Annotated in this window: 16 protein-coding genes and 1 pseudogene; 6 read left to right on the top strand and 11 right to left on the bottom strand. The window is 55.9% G+C overall.

Annotation, left to right across the window (positions count from 1 at the left end; genetic code table 11):
* Positions 1-159: 159 nt before the first annotated feature.
* From H7A79_RS07415 to H7A79_RS07380, 8 genes and pseudogenes are all read right to left on the bottom strand, one after another.
* Positions 160-681: an alpha/beta fold hydrolase gene (locus H7A79_RS07415; RefSeq protein WP_187001530.1), complete on the bottom strand. Its 522-nt coding sequence runs from the start codon at positions 679-681 to the stop codon at positions 160-162.
* Positions 675-812, bottom strand: coding sequence for a hypothetical protein (locus H7A79_RS07410; protein WP_187001529.1), 138 nt, complete (start codon positions 810-812; stop codon positions 675-677). Before H7A79_RS07410 ends, H7A79_RS07415 begins: the two co-directional genes overlap by 7 nt.
* Before the next feature lie 590 nt (positions 813-1,402).
* Positions 1,403-1,537, bottom strand: coding sequence for a tautomerase family protein (locus H7A79_RS07405; RefSeq protein WP_281385040.1), 135 nt, complete (start codon positions 1,535-1,537; stop codon positions 1,403-1,405).
* Positions 1,538-1,582, bottom strand: a pseudogene (locus H7A79_RS07400) (hypothetical protein); the annotation flags it as partial.
* Between the two features lie 300 nt (positions 1,583-1,882).
* Positions 1,883-3,427, bottom strand: a complete 1,545-nt coding sequence (gene murJ, locus H7A79_RS07395) for a murein biosynthesis integral membrane protein MurJ (protein WP_187001528.1) — start codon at positions 3,425-3,427, stop codon at positions 1,883-1,885.
* A 259-nt stretch (positions 3,428-3,686) separates the two neighbouring features.
* Positions 3,687-4,310: an ATP-dependent Clp endopeptidase proteolytic subunit ClpP gene (gene clpP / locus H7A79_RS07390; protein WP_135035438.1), complete on the bottom strand. Its 624-nt coding sequence runs from the start codon at positions 4,308-4,310 to the stop codon at positions 3,687-3,689.
* Positions 4,311-4,506: 196 nt separating this feature from the next.
* Positions 4,507-5,817 (bottom strand): trigger factor, encoded by a 1,311-nt coding sequence (gene tig / locus H7A79_RS07385; RefSeq protein WP_187001527.1) that lies wholly within the window; start codon positions 5,815-5,817, stop codon positions 4,507-4,509.
* Between the two features lie 253 nt (positions 5,818-6,070).
* Positions 6,071-7,198, bottom strand: coding sequence for a PilT/PilU family type 4a pilus ATPase (locus H7A79_RS07380; RefSeq protein WP_135035432.1), 1,128 nt, complete (start codon positions 7,196-7,198; stop codon positions 6,071-6,073).
* A 145-nt stretch (positions 7,199-7,343) separates the two neighbouring features.
* On the opposite strand from H7A79_RS07380, the gene H7A79_RS07375 reads away from it, so the two are divergent.
* The gene (locus H7A79_RS07375) at positions 7,344-8,057 is read left to right on the top strand and encodes a 5'-methylthioadenosine/adenosylhomocysteine nucleosidase (protein ID WP_187001526.1); all 714 of its coding nucleotides are present in this window, start codon (positions 7,344-7,346) and stop codon (positions 8,055-8,057) included.
* Positions 8,058-8,211: 154 nt separating this feature from the next.
* On the opposite strand, the gene H7A79_RS07370 is transcribed toward H7A79_RS07375, so the two are convergent.
* Complete coding sequence (locus tag H7A79_RS07370; protein WP_187001525.1) at positions 8,212-8,496, bottom strand: hypothetical protein; 285 nt, start codon at positions 8,494-8,496, stop codon at positions 8,212-8,214.
* Between the two features lie 154 nt (positions 8,497-8,650).
* Between H7A79_RS07370 and H7A79_RS07365 the strand changes: the two genes are divergently transcribed.
* Positions 8,651-10,120, top strand: a complete 1,470-nt coding sequence (locus tag H7A79_RS07365; RefSeq protein WP_187001524.1) for a DASS family sodium-coupled anion symporter — start codon at positions 8,651-8,653, stop codon at positions 10,118-10,120.
* A gap of 43 nt (positions 10,121-10,163) precedes the next feature.
* Complete coding sequence (locus tag H7A79_RS07360) at positions 10,164-10,316, top strand: hypothetical protein (protein WP_187001523.1); 153 nt, start codon at positions 10,164-10,166, stop codon at positions 10,314-10,316.
* A 60-nt stretch (positions 10,317-10,376) separates the two neighbouring features.
* Here H7A79_RS07360 and H7A79_RS07355 read toward each other — a convergent pair whose 3' ends face one another.
* On the bottom strand, positions 10,377-11,399 hold the full coding sequence (locus tag H7A79_RS07355) for a lysozyme inhibitor LprI family protein (RefSeq protein ID WP_187001522.1): 1,023 nt from the start codon (positions 11,397-11,399) through the stop codon (positions 10,377-10,379).
* Between the two features lie 95 nt (positions 11,400-11,494).
* Positions 11,495-12,748 (bottom strand): sodium/glutamate symporter, encoded by a 1,254-nt coding sequence (gene gltS / locus H7A79_RS07350; protein ID WP_135035417.1) that lies wholly within the window; start codon positions 12,746-12,748, stop codon positions 11,495-11,497.
* Between the two features lie 363 nt (positions 12,749-13,111).
* On the opposite strand from gltS, the gene truA reads away from it, so the two are divergent.
* The 3 genes from truA (at position 13,112) to ispD (ending at position 15,503) form a co-directional block, all read left to right on the top strand.
* Positions 13,112-13,942, top strand: coding sequence for a tRNA pseudouridine(38-40) synthase TruA (gene truA / locus H7A79_RS07345; protein WP_187001521.1), 831 nt, complete (start codon positions 13,112-13,114; stop codon positions 13,940-13,942).
* 149 nt (positions 13,943-14,091) lie between these two features.
* Complete coding sequence (gene dnaQ, locus H7A79_RS07340) at positions 14,092-14,808, top strand: DNA polymerase III subunit epsilon (RefSeq protein ID WP_135035411.1); 717 nt, start codon at positions 14,092-14,094, stop codon at positions 14,806-14,808.
* On the top strand, positions 14,805-15,503 hold the full coding sequence (gene ispD, locus H7A79_RS07335; RefSeq protein ID WP_377057427.1) for a 2-C-methyl-D-erythritol 4-phosphate cytidylyltransferase: 699 nt from the start codon (positions 14,805-14,807) through the stop codon (positions 15,501-15,503). The genes dnaQ and ispD overlap by 4 nt, the downstream gene beginning before the upstream one ends.
* Positions 15,504-15,639: the final 136 nt, after the last annotated feature.

Here is a 15,639-nt window from a genome sequence, read left to right as displayed (position 1 = left end):
GAAATCAAAGGCTTAATAATGGTTTGGCAAATTGTAAATGAAACCCGGCGCCGGTGTCAGCCTTTCATGCTGTGAAATCTTGGTTGGGCGCAGCAAAATGCGGCCTGCCCAAGCCGTCTGAAAAATGGGGTGCTGTTTCCCGTTGTTTTTTCAGACGGCCTATTTACCGCCTTTTCCGCCGTTCAAAAAAAGCTCCACCACCGCCCATACTGCCGGAAAGTTGGCGATAAAGGCCGGGTGCTGGGCGTTGGCAATGACGGACAAATCGGCGTGCGGAGTGGTGCGGTAGGCGGCGATGACGGTATCCGGCGGAGCGTTGGCATCGTCTTCGCCAACGATATACAGCACCGGCGCGGCGATGTTGGCGAAGGTTTCCTTGCCGATGGCGGCGTTGTCATAGGTTTTCAGCGTATCGGCGAACCATTGGGCGGTTCGCTGCGGGTCGGGGCGGACGGTTTGCTGCGCCAGCCGGTAGGCAGGGTCGGCTTGTTCGATGTCGGCGAACGGGGTGTGCTGTTTACCGCTGCCCTGAATGAAGCCGCGTTTCCACTTGCCTGCGCCGATGGCAACGATTTTCGCTGTTTGCGCGGGATAGGCCGCGCCGAAAGCGGGCACGGTGTAGGCACCATCGCTAAAGCCGAGTAAATCCGTTTTGCCCGCAATCCCCGCCGCTTTCAGCACTGCCCCGCCACATCGGCGGCTTTTTGCGCGCAGGCCGGCGCAACATTGCCCATTGCAGATTTGCCGTGCCCGCGCGTGCTGACGGCGATTACCTCATGATTTTTGGCAAGATTGTCGATAAATTCGCCCATTTCAGCGGGCGAACCTATCGGGCTGCGGTGCAGTACTGCAATAGGCGGCGAGCCTTTGCCGTAGCGTTCAAAATAGATTTTTGCGCCGTCTGATGAGGTGGCGTATTGCCCTGTTTTTTCGTTGTTGCCGTAAGGGATTTGGCTTTGGTAACTCGTTTCCGTCAGCGCAGCGGCGCATTTGCGGTGGCGCAGGCGGCGGTGAGAGTAAACGCGGCGAGAAAGAGGATTTTGATCGGTTTCATGGCTGTTACCTCATTTTGATTAATGTTGTTTCCGATGCGGTATGATTAATGCGGGCAGGGAGTGATGCCTGCCCGAATCTGCAATACACGAAGATGCCGGATACAGTCGGGTAGTATGGGACGGGTGTAAAACCCTGCCCCTGATAAGATTGAGGTCGCTTGAAAGTTCCAGCACGGCAAAAGGAACCGTTTCGCCAGCGTTTTGCCTTGCCGGAACGGCGCTCCAGCACCACAGAAGGCCGGTTTGCTTGTCAGAAACTGTGTTAGCTCCGCAGCAGGCAGGCTTCCTTTTCGGAAATGGCGTTTTGGCGAGACCTGCCCTGTTCGTTTTCAGACGGCCTTCAACCGTTACATTTCATATTCGGGCTTGCGCAACGGCGTGTCTGCGTTCGGTTTGATTTCCGTGTCCCATACTTTTTCTTTCCACTCATCGGCGGGGATTTCGGTGTAGGCGATGGTGATGTATCTGGCGGGCGTGTTCAAACGTTCGCTAGCAAAAGCGGTCAGATCATCGGCGAAGGTTTGCAGTTCCTGTTTGCTTAAGCCTTTTGGGTAGCATTTGATGTTGATATGCGGTATATAAAACTCCTTGTGAATAGTTGGGTTGGTATGGGCTGTATTCCTTCGTTTGAGTTAGATAATACCTCAAACGGTACAACACTTTGAAGCAGGGCTTCAGAGTGGAGCTGTGCATACTTATCGGGGCGCAGCAACGCCGTAACGGAAGTGAAAGGGATTGCTTACAGGCCGTCTGAAACGTTTCAGACGGCCTTCATATATTGCAACCCATGAAAAAAAGGGGCATTTTTATCTCCCCCTTTTGTTTTGTTATTTTTCAGCGCGTTTGAAATGGTGCGGACGCAATCCCATCAGCCCCATCGACAAGAAATACAGCCCTCCGCCCAGAGCCACCAGGCCGGAAAGCTGCACTGCTTTCTGCCAGCCGGGCACATCAATCCATTGCAGCGGCAGATAAGTTTGCGCTTGCGCCAGCCACAAGCCGCCGCCCATTACCGCCAGCGCAATGGCGAGTTTGGCGAGAAACACTGCCCAGCCCGCGCCGGGTTGGTAGATTTTATGTTTGCGCAGCAGAAAATACAGCAGCCCCGCGTTTAGGCACGCCCCCAAGCCGATGGCGAGTGCCAGGCCGGTGTGCTTCAGCGGGCCGATAAACACCAAATTCATCAATTGGGTGCAGACGAGTGTGAATACGGCGATTTTCACCGGTGTTTTGATGTTTTGGCGTGCATAAAAACCGGGCGCCAACACTTTAATCATGATCAGGCCGATGAGGCCGAACGAATAGGCAACCAGCGCGCTTTGCGTCATCAGTGCATCGTTGAGTGTAAATTCTTTATACAGAAACAGCGTGGCCACCAGCGGAAACGACAGCACGGCCAGCCCCACCGCTGCCGGCAGGGCAAGCAGCATACACAGGCGCAAGCCCCAATCCAGCAGGCCGGAAAATGCCTGTGTATCTTTGTCTGCGGCGTGTTTCGACAGGGTAGGCAGCAGAATCGTGCCCAGTGCTGCGCCGAGTACGCCGGTGGGCAGCTCCATCAGGCGGTCGGCATAATACAGCCACGATACGCTGCCCGATTGCAGCAGCGAGGCAAAAATGGTGTTGATCACCAGTGAAATCTGTGTCACGCTCACCCCGATAACGGCCGGAATCATCTGTTTGATCACGCGGTTTACTGCCGCGTCTTTCATATTCAGTTTCGGCAGTTTCAGAAAACCCAGCTTTGCCAGCCACGGCAGTTGGAAGCCCAATTGCAGCAGGCCGCCCGCAAACACCGCCCACGCCAGTGCCATTACCGGCGGGTTGAAATAGGGGGCGAAAAACAGCGCGCATACGATAAACGACACATTCAGCAGCGTGGGCGTGATGGCGGGAATGCTGAATTTATGGTAGGTGTTGAGTATCGATCCGACAAAAGAAGAAAGTGAAATCAACAAGATATAGGGAAAGGTGATGCGCAGCAGTTCAACGGAAAGCTGAAATTTGCCGGCATCTTGGGTAAAGCCCGGTGCGGAAACATAAATAATCCACGGCGCGGCCAGAATGCCCAAAGCGGTTACTATCATCAAAATAAACGACAACATACCCGCTACATGGCGGATAAACTCCCGCGCGGCCGCTTCGGAGCGGGTTTGCCGGTACTCGGCCAAAATCGGCACAAATGCCTGCGCGAAAGCGCCTTCGGCAAATATCCGCCGCAGCAGGTTGGGCAGTTTGAATGCCACGAAAAATGCGTCTGTGGCCATGCCCGCGCCGAATATGCGCGCGATAATCGTGTCGCGCACGAAGCCGAGTATGCGCGATACCATGGTTAAACTGCCGACTTTTGCCAGTGCGCCGAGTAGGTTCATGGTGGTTTCTTGAGTGGGATAAAAAGAGTTGCGGTCGTCTGAAAAGTATCCGCCGGGGAGTCAGTATAGTTAAACCACTTACTTGATAACCGTTCTGTCATACTCGGGCTTGACCCGAGCCTCTCATATTTAGTGAAATTTAAGATACTCGGGTCAAGCCCGAGTATGACGAGTGTGCTTTTTATTAAGTTGGTTGGCTATTACTGCATGTTTTCGGTTTCAGACGGCCTGCTTGGATAGCGGCCGTCTGAAAAAAGCTTTACGGTTTGATGCCGGCTCGGTCGGTTAATACTTGGTCGATCAAGCCGTATTCTTGCGCTTCTTGCGCCGACATATAGTTATCGCGGTCAGTGTCGCGCTCTACTTCGGCCAAATCCCGGCCGCTGTGTTGTGCCAGCAGGCGGTTGAGTTTGTCTTTCAGCTTCAGCAACTCGCGGGCGTGGATTTCGATATCGGAGGCCTGGCCGCCCAAGCCGCCGCTGATCAGCGGCTGGTGTATCATCACACGGCTGTTGGGCAGGGCGAAACGTTTGCCTTTGGCACCGGCAGAAAGCAGAAACGCGCCCATGCTGGCTGCCTGCCCCAAGCATAGGGTAGAAACATCGGGCTTGATAAAATTCATGGTGTCGTAAATCGACATGCCCGCCGTTACCGAGCCGCCGGGCGAGTTGATATACAGAAAAATATCTTTATCAGGGTTTTCACTCTCTAAAAACAGCAACTGCGCCACCACCAGATTGGCACTGTCATCATTTACGGGCCCCACCAGAAACACGATGCGCTCTTTGAGCAGGCGCGAATAAATATCGAAAGCGCGCTCACCGCGGCCGCTTTGCTCGATAACGGTGGGCACCAGGTAGCCGTTGCGGATGTCGGGAATCATCTTGTTCTCCTTATCAGAATATTTCAGCATGGCGGATATTATTTAACACGGCAGGCAGCAAGCCGTAGGCAATACAGGCAGCATGGCAAGGCGGGGTAATGCTGTGCTGTTTTAAATGGAATCCGCTGTAAAAAGCACCAAAGCGCGGAAGGCTGCTTCGGTGCTTTGAGGGTTTCAGACGGCCTCAACCGCTGTGTCAGGCCTGCGCGCCCATCACTTCGTCAAATGACAATACTTTTTCGTTTACTTTGGCCTTGCCCAGCACGAATGCTACCACATTGGCTTCAACAGCCAGGGAAGTGGGGCCCTGCAGACGTTGTTTGTCGGCAAAATACCAGTCGATCACTTCCTGCGGATCTTCGTAGCTTTCGGCAAAATCACTCACTACGGCTCTGATCTGCTCTTCGGTGGGCTCCAGTTGGTTGTCTTCAACCAGCTTGGCCAAAATCAAACCCAAAGCCACGCGGCGTTCGGCCTGTTCTTTGAACATATCGGCAGGCAGGTTCAGACTGTCGGCATCGGCCATGCCTTGATTCACGAAGTTTTGCTTCATTTCGCCGGCCAAGCGGGCGGCTTCTTCATCAACCAACACTTTGGGCAACTGCACTTCGGCGGCCTTCAGCAGGGCTTCCATCACCGAGTTTTTGGTTTGGTTTTCGGTGCGGCGGGCAACTTCGCGGGCCACGTTTTTGCGCACTTCTTCGCGCATTTTGGCAACATCGCCGTCAGCGATGCCCAAGGCTTTGGCAAACTGTTCGTCCACTTCGGGCAGCACGGGGGCAGACACGTTTTTCAGGCTGATGGCGAAAACGGCGGTTTTACCGGCCACATCTTTGCCGTGGTAATCCTCGGGGAAAGTTACTTCGACATCTTTGCTTCCGCCTTCTTTCAGCCCCAATATGCCGGCTTCGAATTCGGGCAGCATTTGGCCGTTGCCTAAAACGAACGGGTAGTTTTGCGCACTGCCGCCGTCAAACGGGGTGCCGTCTATTTTGCCTTCGAAATCGATAATCACGCGGTCGCCGTTTTGGGCTTCGCGCTCGACATGGTCAAAGCGGGCGCGTTGTTTGCGCAGGATCTCAACGGTTTTTTCCACTTCTTCGCTGCCCACTTCGGCGGTTGCTTTTTCTACTTCCTGGGCAGACAGATCGCCTACGGTAATTTCGGGAAACACTTCAAATAAAGCGGCAATTTTGAAGCTGTTTTCATCGTTTTGCTCCTCGATGCCTTCAAAGCGGGGGCGGCCGGCCACCTTCAGGTTTTGGGCAACGGCGGCATCGTAGAATGCTTTTTGCACCAGCTCGTTGAGTACATCGTTCTGCACGCTTGCGCCATACATGGAAGCCACCATTTTCAGCGGCGCTTTGCCCGGGCGGAAGCCGTCGATTTTTACGCGGCGTTGGGTTTGCCGCAGGCGTTTGTCGGTTTCTGCGTTGATTTCGCTCCACGGCAGCGACAATACTGCTCTGCGTTCCAGATTTTCTAAAGTTTCTACAGTTACGCTCATCGTAAGCCCTTATTGAATATAGGTTTGTTTGTTTATCAACAAAACGGGCAGGGGCCCGTTTGATGTTGGGAAATCGGAAATGAAAATTCAGCATGGAAGTATATCACACACGGCGGGGGTTAAAATAGAGGGGCGGCGGATTTGTGGCGGCAGATGTTTTGAGGCCGTCTGAAAAGAACAAAGCGGTTTTTTCAGACGGCCTCTGCCGTGTCTGCCTGTTTGAAGATGCGGCAAAGGGCAGATGGTTTGCGGGTTAAATCAGTTCCAAATCCGGCCCGGCATTTTGGGCGCGGCGGCTGCGCAATTGGATGTCGAGACGCAGATCGTGGGCGGAATCGGCATTTTTGATGGCGTCTTGAAAGCTGATGTGGCCGTTTTCATAGAGATCGTATAGAGCCTGGTCGAAGGTTTGCATACCCATGCTTTGCGATTTTTTCATGACTTCTTTAATCGAATGTACATCGCCGTTGTGCACCAACTCGGCAATCAGCGGTGAGTTGAGCAGCACTTCCACGGCGGCTACGCGCCCTTTGCCGCCTTCGCGCGGAATCAGGCGTTGCGAGATGAAAGCCTGCAGGTTGAGTGAAAGGTCGGTGAGCAGCTGCACGCGGCGCTCTTCGGGGAAAAAGTTGATAATGCGGTCGAGTGCCTGGTTGGTGCTGTTGGCGTGCAGGGTGGCCATACACAGGTGGCCGGTTTCGGCAAAGGCGATGGCGTAATCCATGGTTTCGCGGTCGCGGATTTCGCCGATAAGAATCACATCGGGCGCTTGGCGCAGGGTGTTTTTAAGGGCGGCAAACCAGTTTTCGGTGTCCACGCCCACTTCGCGCTGGGTGATGATGCAGTTTTTGTGTTGGTGCACAAACTCGATGGGGTCTTCGATGGTGATGATGTGGTCGTGGCTGTTTTCGTTGCGGTAGTCGATCATCGAGGCCAGCGAAGTGGATTTGCCCGAGCCGGTGCCGCCCACAAAAATCACCAGGCCGCGCTTTTGCATGGCGATTTTCTGCAATATCGGCGGTAGGTTGAGCGTTTCGAATTTGGGGATATTGCTGGTGATGGTGCGGAACACCATCGCGGTGGCACCGCGCTGCACCATGGCATTGACGCGGAAACGGCTGGTGTCGGGCAGGCTGATGGCAAAATTGCACTCGTTGGTGTTGGTAAATTCGTCTATCTGCTTGGAAGACATCACGGAAAAGGCCATTTCCATGCAGCGTTCGGGTGTGAGCGGGGTTTCGGTGATGCGCGTAATTTTACCGTCCAGTTTCATGGCGGGCGGGAAGTTGGCGGTGATAAAAAGGTCGGAACCTTTATATTTATTGAGCGTTTTCAGCAGCGAATAGATTTCTTCTTTGGCCGGCAGCGGACTTTCGTTCATTTTTATCCCTTTTGTTGTGTGAGTTTTGGTTAATTTGAGTAATTATAGCAAATTTCAGACGGCATGGAGCGGGTTGCCGGCGCAGTAGTGCCGTGTGGGCTTCAGCGGTATAATGCTCCGCCTTATCCCTTTGAAAGAGAAGAAAATGACCGTAAAACAAACAGGCGGCACCGTGGCGGTTGTCGGCGCAATGGAGCAGGAAATCGAGCTGTTGAAAAACAGCATGGAAAATGCCGTTACCGAAACGTTCGGCAGGTTTACGGTTTACTGCGGCACACTGGGCGGCAAAAAAACGGTGTTGGCTTTGAGCGGAATCGGCAAAGCCAATGCGGCGGCGGTTACGGCATGGGTGGCGGGGCGTTTTGCTCCCGACTGCGTTATCAACACCGGCAGCGCGGGAGGCATCGGTGCGGGCCTGAAAGTGGGCGATGTGGTGGTCGGCACGCAGGTGGCGCATCATGATGTGGACGTTACCGCTTTCGGTTATGCCTTAGGGCAGGTGCCGCAACTGCCTGCCGTGTTTGAGAGCGATGCGGCGCTGGCGGCAGCGGCCGTAGCGGCGGCTGCGGCATTTGAGGGCGCGGCGGTGCACCGGGGCTTGATTGTGAGCGGCGACCAGTTTGTGCACGGCGGAGAAAAAGCGGCATTTATCCGCCGCCATTTTGCCGGGGTGCAGGCGGTGGAGATGGAGGCGGCGGCCATTGCGCAAACCTGTTTCCAATTGAAGGTGCCGTTTGTGGTGGTGCGCGCGGTGTCGGATGCGGCAGACGAACAGGCCGGTGTCAGTTTCGATGAGTTTTTGAAAACGGCCTCGGCCAATTCTGCCCGCATGGTGATGAACCTTATCGGCCTTCTCTAGACCCCGCGCCGCATGGAAAGCCCTCCGGCAAAGGCCGTCTGAACACGCTAAATGCGCAGGCGGTTTCAGACGGCCTGAATGGTTTTCAATGCGGGGTATCAATCCCTTTGGTTGGTCTTGCAAACTGCCTGCGCAGCGGCCGTCTGAAAAGGGTTCATCGGGTTTTCAGACGGCCTGATGAGTTTTCGGTGGCCGGCATGGTGCCGCTGAAACGCCTGCCTGATGATGCTTTGGGCGGGGAATCCGACCGGGCGGATTTCTGTTGCGGCCGTGCTGCGGCTTCAGTGAATCCCTTCTGTTTCGGGTAAGGCGGCAGAATTCGGACGGTGCAGAGATTCTGTTTGAGCAGAGTATCGCGTTCGATTGCCGCTTCGGCGTTTGCAGAGCCGTTATTTTCGAGCGGGCACGACAGTGCTGTAACAGAAATGAAGCGGTACACTATATGGCATGCGCAGATAAGGCGCGGGAGAGGCAACGTTCAGACGGCCGGGGCGTGATAAAAGGTTTCGGTCTGCACTATCTGCGGGCGGCGGCTTGGATTAAAATAGTTGCAGTGCATTATTTTTATCTGTGTTGAATCTGTGAGGAAACAAATGAGCGATAAATTCGGCTTCAAACCGCTGCCGGCGGCGGTTGCTGTAGGCTTGGCCCTGGTGATTTGGTTTGTGGTGCCGGCGCCTGAAGGGGTAACGGCGCAGGCTTGGCACCTGCTGGCGATGTTTGTGGGGGTGATTGCGGCGATTATCGGCAAAGCCATGCCGATCGGTGCGGTGTCGGTTATCGCCATCATGCTGGTGGCACTCACGGGTGTGACCGCCGATAAGCCTGCCGATGCCGTGAAAGATGCGCTCAGCAGCTTTGCCAGCCCGCTGATTTGGTTGATCGGTGTGGCGATTATGATTTCGCGCGGCATTTTGAAAACGGGTTTGGGCGCGCGCATCGGCTATTATTTTATTTCGCTGTTCGGCAAAAAAACCATCGGCATCGGCTACAGCCTGGCGCTTTCCGAGCTGCTGCTGGCACCGGTTACGCCGAGCAACACTGCGCGCGGCGGCGGCATCATCCACCCGGTGATGAAGGCGATTGCCGCCAGCTATGATTCCGACCCGGAAAAAGGCACGCAGGGGCGCATCGGCAAATATCTGGCTTTGGTAAACTATCACAGCAATCCGATTACTTCGGCGATGTTTATCACGGCCACCGCGCCCAATCCGCTGGTGGTGGACATTATCGCCAAGGCTACCGGCTCCGATATTCATTTAAGCTGGGGCACTTGGGCGCTGGCGATGCTGCTGCCGGGGCTGGCTGCAATGGTGCTGATGCCGCTGGTGCTGTATTTCATTTATCCGCCAGAGATTAAAGAAACACCCGATGCGGCGCAGTTTGCCAAAGAAAAATTGGCCGGTTTGGGGCCGATGAGCGGCGGCGAAAAAATCATGCTGGCCATTTTCGCCGTGCTGCTGGTTTTGTGGGCGGGCGTTCCGGCGATGCTGTTCGGCAAGGCTTTTGCCGTTGATGCCACCACCACCGCCTTTATCGGCTTAAGCCTGCTGCTGCTCTCGGGCGTGCTCACTTGGGACGATGTGCTGAAAGAAAAAAGCGCGTGGGACACGATAACCTGGTTTGCCGCGCTGGTGATGATGGCAACGTTTTTAAACAAGCTGGGGCTGGTGTCCTGGTTTTCGGTGGTGCTTGAGCGCAATATTGCCGGCTTGGGCTTGGGCTGGGCGGGCGCATCGGCGTTGCTGGTGCTGGCCTATATGTATGCCCACTATATGTTTGCCAGCACCACCGCCCACATCACTGCCATGCTCGGTGCTTTTTATGCTGCGGGTTTGTCGCTGGGCGCGCCGCCGATGCTGTTTGCGCTGATTATGGCTGCCGCCTCCAGCATCATGATGACGCTCACCCACTATGCCACGGGTACTTCTCCGGTGATTTTCGGCTCGGGTTACACCACGCTGGCCGAATGGTGGAAAGCCGGTTTCGTGATGAGTGTGGTAAACCTGCTGATTTTCGTGTTTATCGGCGGTGTTTGGTGGAAAGTGTTGGGCTATTGGTAAACCCGTAGGTTTCTGCCGATAAAATCAAACAACATTAGGCCGTTTGAAAATACCGGCAATTTGGAAATACCGGCCGTCTGAAAAGCTTTCAGACGGCCTTCGCTTCCCACGGCAAGGTTTCGGGGCGGCTGCTGCGGAGAACTTTGGTTTGCCGCGCTTTGCACAGGATTTTCTGCAAGGCAATGCGGTGGTATAACAAGGCCGTCTGAAAATGCTTTCAGACGGCCTGTGACGTTTTAAGGCCAAGTTCGGCAGTTTAGTTAATCGTATAGCCGCGCAGGTATTGGCTGCGTTCGCGGGTCATGCGGGTGTCGCATTGCAGGTGCAGGTATTCGGCCTGCAGGCTGCTTTCGGCTTGGGCGGCGGCTTGGCGGCAGTGGGTGTTTTTGCTTTGAATCCAACTGCGTTGCTCGTTAATCAGCTCTTTCTGGATATTCTGATCGATGCTGTTCCACACCATATTGATTTCGCGGTCGGCCGCTTGGTTGTTGTTTTTTGCCTGCTCCAATTCGCCTGCAGAGAAGGCGGTTTCGCTGCGGGGCGGCTCGGGGGTAAGGGTTTCGGGCGCGTCTGTAGCGGTGGTTTCTCCGCCGAACGTATTGGCGGCGGCATTATTGTCGAGTATGTCCTGCGGGTCGGCCGGCGGCGGGTCGGGAAAGGCCTGCGGGGCTGTGTTCAGTGCATCTTCGCGCCGGACGGGTTGGCCGTTAATCATCAGAATGCTTTTTACGCCGTAGGGCAGCAGCGCGCCGGCAATGTTTTGGGCGGTTACGGTGATGGCGTTGTCTTCATAGTTTACGGTGGTTTGGCCGTCTGCTTCGGCAGTGGTGTAGTGGAGCGGGCGGGCAAACAGGCCTTTGTCGTAGGTGAGCGGGCTGCCGGTGATGCGCTCTTGAACCACTCGGGTGATGCTGCTGTTGGTGCCGTAAACCAGCGGGCTGTTGGTTTGGGCGGTGTTCAGAATGTCGGCGGGAATCTGTATGCTCAGATTGGCTCTGCATATGGGGCGGCCGTTTTGGTTTTCTTCGGCAGGGCCGTCAAGCTGCACGTTGAGCTGGGTGGCGGCAGCGATGATTTTATCGGCATCGATAAACTGGCGGGTGTCGTTGCGGGCGAAACGCTGTGCTTCCTGTTTGATGATTTCTTGAATATTGGTGCGTACGTTTTGCACCACGGCAGGGTTGCCGCAGGCCAGTGGTGCGGGGGGCTGTTTGGAGCCGCTCTCGCCGCAGGCGGACAAGGCGGCAGTCAGGGAAAAAGCGAGCAGTTTTTTATACATAATACGGCCTTTGCAAGGTGGGTTTCAGACGGCATCATAGCAAAAGCACCCGCAACGGGTAAGGTGTTGCAGGTGCTTTTTAGTTTGCTTGCGGTTTATTTGAGGAAGTTTACAAAACCGGTGAGGATGAAAACATTGATGAAATCAACGAAAAACGCGCCCACCATCGGCACAATCAGAAAGGCTTTGTGCGAGGGGCCGAAACGCTCGGTGATCGACTGCATGTTGGCAACGGCGGTGGGGGTGGCGCCGAGGCCGAAGCCGCAGTGGCCGGCAGCCAGCACGGCCGCATCGTAATCTCGCCCCATCAAAACATAGGTAACGAAGGTGGCATAAAGCATCATCACCACAGTCTGCACCAGCAGGATAACGGTTACGGGGCCGGCCAGGCCGGTGAGCTCCCACAGTTTCAGGTTGAGCAGCGCCATGGCCAGAAACAGCGACAGCGAAGCGTTGCCGAACACATCGATGGCGCGGTCAAACATATTGAATTTGAACACGCTGGTGAGAATGTTGCGCAGCATCACGCCGCCGAACAGTGCCCACACGAATTTGGGCAGGTCGAGAAAATAGGGTTTGAGATACACGCTGTCGATGTTGTCCATGATTTCGGCAAATGCCAGACAGGCGGCAAACATGGCCAGCGTTTCCACCGCCGAATTGGCAGTAATCAGGCGGGTTTGTTCGGGGTGTTCGAACACGTTGTCGGCGCGCTCGGCGGGGTTGTCGTCATCGTAAACGGCGGCCTGGGCTTTCATGGCGGCTTCGTCTAAAGGTTTGCGTCCCATTTTGTTGATCAGGCGGCGGGCAACCGGGCCGCCGATCAGGCCGCCGGCCACCAGGCCGAATGTGGCCGAAGCCATGCCCAAAGCGGTGGCGCCGGTTAAGCCGAAGTTTTTCTCGAAATCGGGCCCCCATGCACCTGCGGTGCCGTGACCGCCCGTTAAGGTAATCGAGCCGGTGATCAGGCCGATCAGCGGGTCGAGGCCGAACAGGCCGGCCAAGCCCACGCCCACTGCGTTTTGAACCAAAATAAAAAAGCCGACAACAGCAGTGAACGTAACCAATGGGAGGCCGCCTGCTTTCAAACGCGAAAAGTCGGCGCTCAGGCCGATGGAGGTGAAGAAAATCAGCATAAACGCATCTTGCAGCGGTTTTTCGAATTTGAAGCTCACGCCATAGGCAGCGTGCAGCGCATACAGCAGCACCGCCGCCACCAAACCGCCGGCCACGGGCTCGGGGATGTTGAAATCCTGCAAAAATTTGATTTTCGCCACCATCAGCCTGCCGACCAGCAGCACAACGGTGGCGGCAATCAAGGTGTAATAACTGTTAAAAATCCATTCCATAAATCTATTCTTCTTTCGGTTAGTATTTCAAACATAGTATTTCAAACGAGCGGGCGGCTGCCCTGTGTGGAAACAGATATTAGGCGAAGGGTTAAGGTTTGTCAAAGGCAGTAACGGTGGATTTTGTTTGGTTTTATTTATCTTTTCAACACATTGAAACTTTGAAAAACCTGCACGGCCGTCTGAAACGCCCGTTTGCGGCGGCAGTGCTGCCAACCCGTTGGGCAGGTTGCGGCAGGCATTTTCACATTCTGTAAAGTTTTTTATGGCTGTTTTACCGTTCGGGATAAGTTGCCGGTATAAATCGGTTTATAATTGAATGTTTTTTCTTAACGCATTGTTACTTGCCGACCCGGAGCCGCCATGCCTGCCGATAACGAATTTCCCGCCGCACCGCCTGCGGCACAAACGCAGCGCTGGGTACTGATGCTCGCTTATAACGGCAGAGGTTTCCACGGCTGGCAGAAACAGGCCGGAGGTTTGATAACGGTGCAGCAGGTTTTGGAACATGCATTGGAACAGATTGCGGGCGAACGTATCCACACCGTAGCGGCGGGGCGCACCGATGCCGGCGTGCACGCGGTTTCGCAAGTGGTGCATTTCGACACCACAGCCCGGCGCCCTGCGCAGGCGTGGGTGAAGGGCGTGAACACACACCTGCCCAAAGAAGTGGCCGTTTGGCATGCGCAGCCCGCCGACCCGCGCTTTCATGCCCGCTTCGATGCGTTCGGCCGCCGCTACCGTTATGTGTTGCTTTCGGCTTCCGTGCGCAACCCCCTGCTGGCAGGCAGGGTGGGGTGGGTGTGCCGGCCGCTGGATATGGAAAAAATGCGGCAGGCCGCCGCCCTGTTGGTGGGCGAACATGATTTTTCCAGCTTCCGTGCGGCAGAGTGCCAGGCCAAATCCCCCGTAAAAACCCTGTATGCCGCCACCTTGAGCGGCACGCCCGAATTGATGAAGCTCGATTTGCACGGCAACGCCTTTCTGCACCATATGGTGCGCAACATTATGGGTGCGCTGGTGTATGTGGGAGACGGCCGTTTGAGCGTGCAGGGCTTTGCCGACCTGATGGAAGCGCGCAGCCGAAAACACGCCCCGCCCACGCTGATGCCGGACGGCCTTTATCTGACGGGCGTGGATTATCCGCCCGAATGGGGGGTGGCCGCACCGTCCGCCCCCGAATGGCTGTGGTAGGCCGCAACGGCTTATTGCGTTAGGCCGTCTGAAAGCGGGCATGGTTTTCAGACGGCCTTGATGGGTTTGGCACAACCGCTGCCGAACCGTTTTTACTTTCTCTGCCGCTTTCAGTATCATGCGGCAACCTTTTTTCAACAGCAACTGCTATGAACACCCGCCAGATTATTCTCGACACCGAAACCACCGGCCTTTATCCCAACAGCGGCGACCGCATGGTCGAATTTGCCGGGCTGGAGATGACCAACCGCCGGCTTACCCACCGCGCCCTGCATCTTTATATCCACCCCGGGCGCGACATTCCCGAAGATGCCGCTGCCGTACACGGCATCACCCTGGCCGATTTGGAAGCCAAAAACGCGCCCACATTCGAGCAGGTCGGGCAGCAAATCGCCGATTTTCTGCGCGGCGCCGAGCTTATTATCCACAATGCCAAGTTTGATGTGGGCTTTCTCGATATGGAATTCGGCCGCATGGGGCTGCCCACCGTAGAAGGGCTGGGCTGCACGGTAACCGATACCCTCGGCATGGCGCGGAAAATGTTTCCCGGCCAGAAAGCCAGCCTGGATGCTTTGTGCACACGCTTTGATATCGACCGCAGCAAACGTGTTTTCCACGGCGCGCTTATCGACTGCGAACTGCTCGGCGAAGTGTATCTGGCCATGACGCGCGGCCAGTATGACTTGATGGACGAGTATGGCGGTTACGGCAGTGAAGATGATGCTGCCGCCAAAATCCAACGCCCGCCAAGCCTTAAAGTTTTAAGCGCCGGCGAAGCCGAGCTGGCCGAGCATGAAGCCTATCTCGACACGCTCGATAAAATCACCGCAGGCAAATGCTTATGGCGCACGGAGGCCGGCGCGTGAAACGCAACATTGCCCTCATTCCCGCTGCCGGCACGGGCGAGCGTTTCGGCGCAGGCAAACCCAAGCAATATGTGGAAATCCACGGCAAAACCGTGTTGCAGCACACGCTCGACATCTTTGCCGCCCACCCGCAAATCAGTTTGACCGCCGTGGTGCTGGCGGCAGACGACTCTGTGTTTGCGCCCGAAGCGGCAGCTTTTCAGACGGCCGCCGAAACCGTGTTGCTGCGTTGCGGCGGTGCAAGCCGCGCCGAAACGGTGAGAAACGGCGTAAACGCCCTGCTCGGGCTCGGCTTGGCCGCCCCCGGCGACAATATTCTCGTGCACGATGCCGCCCGCTGCTGCCTGCCCGAAGCCGCACTCAGCCGCCTGATAGACCAAGCCGGCAGCCACCCCGATGGCGGCATTCTCGCCGTACCCGTGGCCGACACCCTCAAAAGCGGCGGTTCAGACGGCCGAATCGAAACCACCGTGCCCCGCAGCGGTTTGTGGCAGGCGCAAACCCCGCAGCTTTTCTCCGCTGCCCTGCTGCAGCGTGCGCTGGCTGCGGCCGACCTCGGTGCCATAACCGATGAAGCCTCGGCGGTGGAAAGGCTGGGTATCCGCCCGCTGCTGGTGCCGGGCGACAGCCGCAATTTAAAGCTGACGCTGCCGCAAGACGAATATATCGTGCGCCTGCTGCTGGCACAAAAGTGAGCTTGCCGCAGCAGCGGCATCTTAAAACACTCACGCCATCTGAACATATCCGTCATACTCGGGTCAAGCCCGAGTATGACGGATGTGGTGGATAGTGAAGGCGGTATCGATTGCATAAAGTTTGAGGCCGTCTGAA

This window comes from Neisseria musculi (assembly GCF_014297595.2).
Classification (GTDB): domain Bacteria; phylum Pseudomonadota; class Gammaproteobacteria; order Burkholderiales; family Neisseriaceae; genus Neisseria; species Neisseria musculi.
The sequence above is the reverse complement of the archived record's forward strand: the minus strand, read 5'-3'. Positions and strand labels throughout refer to the sequence as shown.

Excerpts from the sequence above, each read along its gene's own strand:
- H7A79_RS07410 (WP_187001529.1), bottom strand. The coding sequence starts at position 812 with ATGGGCGAATTTATCGACAATCTTGCCAAAAATCATGAGGTAATCGCC.
- murJ (WP_187001528.1), bottom strand. The coding sequence starts at position 3,427 with ATGAACCTACTCGGCGCACTGGCAAAAGTCGGCAGTTTAACCATGGTA.
- clpP (WP_135035438.1), bottom strand. The coding sequence starts at position 4,310 with ATGATTCCCGACATCCGCAACGGCTACCTGGTGCCCACCGTTATCGAG.
- tig (WP_187001527.1), bottom strand. The coding sequence starts at position 5,817 with ATGAGCGTAACTGTAGAAACTTTAGAAAATCTGGAACGCAGAGCAGTA.
- H7A79_RS07380 (WP_135035432.1), bottom strand. The coding sequence starts at position 7,198 with ATGAACGAAAGTCCGCTGCCGGCCAAAGAAGAAATCTATTCGCTGCTG.
- H7A79_RS07375 (WP_187001526.1), top strand. The coding sequence starts at position 7,344 with ATGACCGTAAAACAAACAGGCGGCACCGTGGCGGTTGTCGGCGCAATG.
- H7A79_RS07365 (WP_187001524.1), top strand. The coding sequence starts at position 8,651 with ATGAGCGATAAATTCGGCTTCAAACCGCTGCCGGCGGCGGTTGCTGTA.
- H7A79_RS07355 (WP_187001522.1), bottom strand. The coding sequence starts at position 11,399 with ATGTATAAAAAACTGCTCGCTTTTTCCCTGACTGCCGCCTTGTCCGCC.
- gltS (WP_135035417.1), bottom strand. The coding sequence starts at position 12,748 with ATGGAATGGATTTTTAACAGTTATTACACCTTGATTGCCGCCACCGTT.
- truA (WP_187001521.1), top strand. The coding sequence starts at position 13,112 with ATGCCTGCCGATAACGAATTTCCCGCCGCACCGCCTGCGGCACAAACG.
- dnaQ (WP_135035411.1), top strand. The coding sequence starts at position 14,092 with ATGAACACCCGCCAGATTATTCTCGACACCGAAACCACCGGCCTTTAT.